Raw genomic sequence first — 6,057 nt, forward strand, 5'->3', positions numbered from 1 at the left:
TAGTTTGAGAAGGGGTGTGTTACGGTCTTCTCTTTATCATATTTAGTTAACCCCGCCACAGGCTACATAGCGTTACAAGTGATACCTATAGCCTCAAGATTATATGTATGCACTTTTTCACTAGCTAACTGGCTCGTCGTCTCATGGCAAGTAAATAAAAATACTTGTGTATGTTCACTAATTCTTTCTATTACCTGTAACGTCAACTTTTGCCGTTCTAGATCGAATCTAACTAACACATCATCTAACAGTAACGGTAAAGATTCTACTTTTTCAGCAAATGACTCCGCCAAGCTAAGTCGCAATGCCAAATACACTTGATCTCCCAGTCCACTACTCCATTTGCCTAAAGGAATCTCTCGTCCCGTTGTATCTTTTACATATGCCCCTTTATGTGCATCATCCATATGCAGAGTATAGATACCACCTGTCATGGCTTTCACATAGGCAGACGCTCTCGCTAGCATCGCCGGTTGCCGATCTGTTTCGTATTCTTGTTGTGCTAGTTCCATGCCATGGTTGATGAATACATAAGTCATCCACTCTTCTAAAGCTTCTCGAAGCTCCGCTTCTAGCTGTTCTTTTTTCAACAATGCTTCGGACACTGCATGAGATGTGCTCAAGTGGCGCATAGATTCCTGCAAGGTCCCCCGCTCTTCATACAATGCCTGTAAGGATGATTCAATATTCGCTAATTCCGTTTCACTGCGGGAGTACTCTAATTCCCACTTCCCTTTATCATTGCCTTGTAAACGACGATACCACACATCCTTATGAAATTCTTTCGGTGCCAACAAATCCAATTGTCGCTGACTTTGCCGATAAATCGTCTCCCACTGCTTATATTGATCCTGTTCCAATAAGCGCTGACGATATTCTGCCGCGCTCTTAGCACCACCTTTTTGAATCAACTCTTCTTGGGCTAAGAATAATTCTTTTTCTTTCTTGCTCCACGTAGCATATTCTTCACGATAGTTTTTACGCTGGCTTTCCTTTTGCTCCCACCGCACACGATTCTGCTTATGTAATTGCAATTGATGATAGACTACACGCAGCTCTACGATAGATGGCAATGTCTGCAACTGCAAGGAGCTCCACAATTTTCGACACCGATTCACAATCGCATCCAATTGTTCATGATGCAAGCCCACTTGCTTTTGGTAGCCCTCAAACTCACGTAATCGCTCATGATACGCTTGATATTCTTCTTTCATGCCATAGAATGCATCATCTCGGTTCGTTTGTTTAGCCGCCTTTGGCAACCAAGCTTCCCAGACATCCATGGCCTCAGTGCCTGCCGCTTCCAAGGTTTTACCTTCCGTCACCCACTGCGCTTTCATTACTTCGTAAGCTTTAAAATGGCTTACATCCTCTTCATAGCCTTTGATTTGTTCCGCTACTTCCTGTATATCTGAAAGTAAACTTTCATACTCCTCTTCCGTAGTTGGCATAGTTCGTTTAGCTATCTCTTCCAAACTTGAGAAGTCTTTAACAGATGTGTTCGCATCTACTGAGTCTATTTTTTTCGCCTTATATTTTTGAACTATTAGAACCACACCTAGCAATACCCCTAGGATGCCCGCTATAGCCTGTATGCCAAACACATCTGCATAAGTCATATGCCAAGCTAATAGGATTATACCCAACACTACTAATACTATTCCACCTATATAGTAAGCTCGTCCCGATTTCACTATTACCTCAGGTTCAGCCTGTTGTCCTAATAGGTATGCGTTCCTGAGAGCTTCTAGGGCAGTTTGTTTTTCTTCTAGCCCTCTCACTGCATCAGCTACCTGAAGGGCCCTATCATCCTGTGGAAATGGCTCTCGACGTTGCCATGCCTCATAGGCTTCACGAGCACTTCGTAATTGCCGTGCTGCTTGTTCCCCATCATGCCAATTCACATCCCTAGGAAACTCTTCTACATCACGCCAATACTTATGAGATTTTCCTATGATTGCCAGTTGCGCCTGTACTTTTTCTAGATAGAGATCTCCTTCACGGCATTCTTTTTCTAACTGTGTCCACTTAGATATCTCTTGGTACAAACTTTCAATTTCTTGCTCATACATTCCAAGCCTATCTTCCGGATCAAAGTTATCTGGTACTAGTCCTTCCTCTTTACCACGCCACACACGCATATACTCTTGGCAGCGACGAATTTCTTCATCTAACGCTAAAAACGTTTCTCGTTCTAAAGGCTCATTCACATGGAATTGATGCATATGTTGTTTTGCTTCTTCTGCCCGTTTATACGTATCCCAAGCACGCAAAACACGTTCCACTTCTTGTAGATACTCCTTGCGCTCTTGCCGTTGCTCTTGCAATGTAGCTTCTTTCTGTTCTAACTCTACTAAAGAAGCTTGCCATGTATAATACTCCTGTTCGCCTTGCTGAAGTTTACGGATTTCCTGTTCTACCTCTTGCAAACGGTCCAACAAAGCATTAATGGTTCGCTTACCAGTAGGCGATGCTACTAATAACTGACTGGCTAATTCATCTACATCTTTCACAAGTGTACCCAGAGATTCTCCGCCCTCAGCACCAAAAAACCGAGTTCTCACGTCTACTTCCTGTATGATGTCTACCCCTTGTAGATCATCTAAGGTAATAGCAAAAATGCGATCGTACGTCTTTTTATCTAGTCCTTGCCACCATAATTCTGCTGGCTCTACGGTATAGCGCTCTCCTCCTACCTCGTAAAAGTCTAGTTCTTTTCCTTTACGCCCAATATGGTATGTGTGACCTTCTCGCTCCACTAGAATATATCCATCTACAGGCTCTTCTTTCCTCTTTGTTCCCAATAAAATACCACGAAAGGCTTGGAGCAATGTAGTTTTTCCACTCCCGTTCGGTCCGTACAGCACATGTAATCCTGTATCATAGGGTTCAAATCTCCACTGAGTATAGGGGCCATATTGTTCTATATATATTTCTTTAATCTTCATGATCATTCCCCTGTAATAAACGGACTCCATCACGTCTCGCTTTTTCATAGGCGGATTGCAACATAGCCTCTGTCACTAGTCGACTATGCGTTCCTAATCGCTTCCATTCTGGGCGAGCTTTTACAATCATTTCTAGTGCTTCTATCCCCGTATGCATGGAGTCGATAGCTTTCACATAATCCCTAATCATCCCCGGTGCTATACTTGGATGACTAATACTGCCTAATTCACAATCGATACCGATAATATACACTCCATATTTACCTGTCTCTTCAGCATGAGATTCCTCTATCCAAGTAGCTCGAACCTTGCTATCTCGCGCCATCTCTGATAAAGGTCCTGCTCCTATCAAGCGAATCGATAACAAAATAGATATATTAGATTTCCGTAACATCTCTTTTTTGTGACGCAACATTTCTAACATCTCCAATACAGATTTTACTTGTCCTAAATCAATAGTCTCTTCAGCAAAACGGATTGCATTCGTCTCATAAAATTGCGTTTCTACAGTACCACGACTAGATACATCCACTACATAGCAACCTTTCGGCCCACTTTCACCACGATGCAATCCTTGTGTGTTTCCTGCATACACAATATATGGATGATCGCTAATAATTTGACGCTTATGAACATGCCCAAAAGCCCAATATTGAATAGGAATACTACGCAAGGATTCCAGTGTACAAGGTCCTGTCTGATCATGCCCTTCATGTATGCCTACCGTACCATGCACAAGGGCAATGGAAAAAAGATCGCTCCGTAACGGATGAATAGTAGAGGCCATATCTTCATATTGAGTACTATGGTCAATACTCCGGCCATAGAGACCCGCTACCTCTTGTCCTCGCACTAGAAGCGGAAACCGTTCCACCCGTTCAGATGAAAAGATATGCACATTCTTTGGTAACGGCATATGTCGTTTCCAACTATCAGCAGGATCATGATTACCTTGTACTACATAAACAGCAATCTGTTCCTTATCCAAACTTTCACATCCACGTACAAAATGCATCTCTGCTTCTAAAGGATGGTCTACTCCATCATATACATCACCTGTAATCAGAACTGCTGCTACACGCTGACGAATAGCTAGATTTACAATATTCTGAAAGGATGTATAGGTAGCACGTACCATGGCTGCATCTAAGGATCTGCCAAATGATTTTAAATAGCGAAAAGGCGCCCCTAAATGGAGATCCCCACATTGTATAAATCTAAATGGTATACCCATATTATAACCCTTTCCATGCCTTTGCTAATACCTGTACTGCCCGTTCTAATTCACAGGTAGGAATACCGCTAAAAGACAATAAAACCTCCACCATATCGGTGTCCACCGTATCTAACACCTTAACATCACAAGCCGATGCTAAGGCTCGTAATGCCAACTGTTCTCCATCCACATACCTGAGTCGCACCCCTGCATAGACTCCTCCTTCAGGAGCAACCACTTCATAAGTATCACCCAAATAGCGTCGCAATAAACTAGTAAAATACTTACTTTTTTCTAAATAGTGTTTTCGAAGCCGACGAATTTGTTTATTCCATTCCCCTGCATTCATATACATAGCCCATGCCAACTGTTCTAGGACACTAGCACTTTGCCCGTAATCTTTACGATGACTATGAAAGTCTTTATACAAAGTGATTGGCAATACAAGATAGCTTAATCGAATAGAAGGTGGTAATACCTTCGATGGTGTGCCCATGTAAATCACGCAATCATTTCTATCCATTCCTTGTAAGGATAATACAGGCTTCCCATAATAACGAAGTTCACTATCATAGTCATCCTCGATAATATATGCCTCTTTATGCTGAGCCCATCGTAACAATTCCATTCGTTCTTGTATCGTCATGATGCGTCCCATACTATCTCCATGAGATGGCATACAATAGACCACATCTATCTGCGCTTTTTGAAGAGTATGGATTCGCCCCGGAGAACGCATATCTAGTTCTAGCACAGAAAATCCATAGTCCTTCCAAACTGCTTTCGCAAAACTAGGACTTTGACGATCCAAAGCCACCTTAGATTTTCCTTGACGTTGCAATAAAGAGACGATCATTTGCAAAGAATTAAGAGTACCACTAGTCACAAGAATACGATCTACTGTAGCTCTTACACCTCGTGCCTGTTGCAAATATTGATTCAACGCACTCCGCAGTTCTGGTTCCCCTTCTAATTGACCATAGGTCATAAGACGTTTCGTATCTCGTAAGGCATATCCAATAAAACGTTTCCATCGCTTAAAGTCAAATCCTTCTGGGTCCATGGCACCGGTAGCAAAATTGTAAAGAATCGGAGATTTCACTGGTGAAAGACTTCCTTCACAGGACATATTCCATGTAGGATGATTCTGCATCATAGTATCACAGTCGCCACCTAGAGGCTGCACAATCTCCAATACCTCATAAGGAGCCTTTTTATGAGCTTGAATATATCCTTCCGTAGCCAGTTGTAGATAGGCTTGTTCCACCGTAATCTTACTGACCCCTAACTGTGCCGCCATAGATCGTATAGAAGGAAGCCGTTCCCCTGGACGGTATAAGCCCTGCTCAATATGTACTTTTACAGCCTCATATACCTGCTCGTACATGGGAATCCCTGCATTTGCATCTAGGACAATCATCTAGGTCCTCCAGAATAACACACCTTACACCCTTACATGTATATATCTATCTTTAACTCTCAGTTCTTGGGCGGTTCCTTTAATTACTCCATTATCCCCAAAAATTGAACTATTATTTCTAAAATATATTCTTACTCTCTATTATAAAAGTAAACACGAAAAATGACTACACCCAAAATTACAACGATTTTTCTCCATATATTCACGTAAAGTCTAGTGATATTTGCATTTAGCAATAAACAATGCTATACTTATCTTATAAAAAAGAAGAGCTAATAACGTGTGCTGGCGTTAGGCTCATCTTAAAGATACTGAAACTGAATTTGCCTAACGTGCTAAGGTGTGTGAGACCTTATCCGTTAGGCTTTTTCATTGTCTATTTTACTAGATCAATGAATTGAATTGCTAAACTAGCAATAGAAATCATCAAGGAGATTTTTTCATACTTAGTCATAGCAACCACCTCCTCCCAT

At 41.8% G+C, this 6,057-nt stretch carries 3 protein-coding genes; all 3 read right to left on the reverse strand.

Annotated features, from left to right (window positions below):
- Positions 1-62: 62 nt before the first annotated feature.
- From HMPREF3032_RS00005 to HMPREF3032_RS00015, 3 genes are read right to left on the reverse strand one after another with little or no spacing between them, the layout of a single operon-like run.
- The gene (locus HMPREF3032_RS00005) at positions 63-2,948 is read right to left on the reverse strand and encodes an ATP-binding protein (protein ID WP_062400899.1); all 2,886 of its coding nucleotides are present in this window, start codon (positions 2,946-2,948) and stop codon (positions 63-65) included.
- Positions 2,938-4,182, reverse strand: coding sequence for a metallophosphoesterase family protein (locus HMPREF3032_RS00010; protein ID WP_062400902.1), 1,245 nt, complete (start codon positions 4,180-4,182; stop codon positions 2,938-2,940). The genes HMPREF3032_RS00005 and HMPREF3032_RS00010 overlap by 11 nt, the downstream gene beginning before the upstream one ends.
- A gap of 1 nt (position 4,183) precedes the next feature.
- The gene (locus HMPREF3032_RS00015; RefSeq protein WP_062400904.1) at positions 4,184-5,584 is read right to left on the reverse strand and encodes a MocR-like pyridoxine biosynthesis transcription factor PdxR; all 1,401 of its coding nucleotides are present in this window, start codon (positions 5,582-5,584) and stop codon (positions 4,184-4,186) included.
- Positions 5,585-6,057: the final 473 nt, after the last annotated feature.

Origin of the sequence: Veillonella sp. DNF00869, from assembly GCF_001553345.1 — a bacterium.
In the GTDB taxonomy this organism is placed as follows: domain Bacteria; phylum Bacillota; class Negativicutes; order Veillonellales; family Veillonellaceae; genus F0422.